This window comes from Arcicella sp. GW458-12-2-14-TSB2 (assembly GCF_059423785.1).
In genome coordinates this window covers 1-1,019 of record NZ_JBWKYN010000364.1, presented here as the reverse complement: position 1 = coordinate 1,019, position 1,019 = coordinate 1, and the positions used below count along the sequence as shown (strand labels likewise).

General features: G+C 30.1%; 2 protein-coding genes. Both read left to right on the top strand.

Going from position 1 to position 1,019, the window contains the following annotated elements; translation table 11 throughout:
* Positions 1-240: hypothetical protein (locus AC07XN_RS24480; protein WP_494744950.1), on the top strand; the 240-nt coding region annotated here is incomplete at its 5' end.
* 23 nt (positions 241-263) lie between these two features.
* Complete coding sequence (locus AC07XN_RS24475; RefSeq protein ID WP_494744949.1) at positions 264-554, top strand: hypothetical protein; 291 nt, start codon at positions 264-266, stop codon at positions 552-554.
* The last annotated feature ends 465 nt before the right edge of the window (positions 555-1,019 follow it).

The window sequence follows — 1,019 nt, the reverse complement described above, 5'->3', positions numbered from 1 at the left end:
GTGAAAATACCAATGATTAAAGATGGAAAAGCCAGTGTTGATACTTTAGCATCGTTTTATTTTGACATGAATAATTTTAATATTTTCCGTGAACTAATGAAGATGTACAATTATCCTGATTGCAAAGCTGAACAAAATAAATTCATCAATCAATGGAATGAGTTTATAACTGTAAGGAACAGTGTGAACTGGGAAAGTTATTCAAAGCATAATTTACCACATATTTTTATTAAACGTTAACCAATTAAACAATCGGAAAGAAAATGAAGAAAATCAGTAAAGTATTCGTCCATTTTACCGCAGCAATTGTAGCCTTCATTTTTCTAGTCAGAATTATTCAAGGGTGCATCTCAGAGGCTAATCATACTCACAAAATAGGGATTAGCCCAACACAAAAGAAGTATGAATCGATTTATTATATTTTAGCTCAGCGTGATACAATTCAAAGGCAAGTTTTAGGAGATAAATATCAAGAAGATAGCTTTCATCAAACCTTTTCAAGCGATACTATAAATAACTTACCTTATAATAAGGTTAAAACTATAATTAAATAAAATGACAAAAATAGGAGAATATGTGGAAATTGATTCGTACACGAATTCGGTACGGCTTTGGGATGGAGAATGAATAGAGGTCGATGACCTTGATGCTTTTGTGGCACAATTCTGGGTTGAGGCAAGAAATGTTGCTTCATCTATTGGAATGGTTGATTCTTTTGAGATTGAAAAAATAGCATTTAATAGAATGACATAATAATAGAAAAGCTAATGAACACCCTTCCTAATCAATAATCAAATGCCAAAAGTTAGAATATTTTATCCGCAAATTTTAACTGTATCCAAAGAACTAGTGATTACTTAAGAGGAACTTGATTCACTTGGTCTGGACGAACAAAATTTATTCGGGATTTCATCTGGAATAATTTAGATGAAGAAAAGAAAGAAAACACATAGAAAAAATAGAATAAAAACAATAAATTTTAATTTTGACGAAAAAATAATCGTTAAAATTATTGAAGA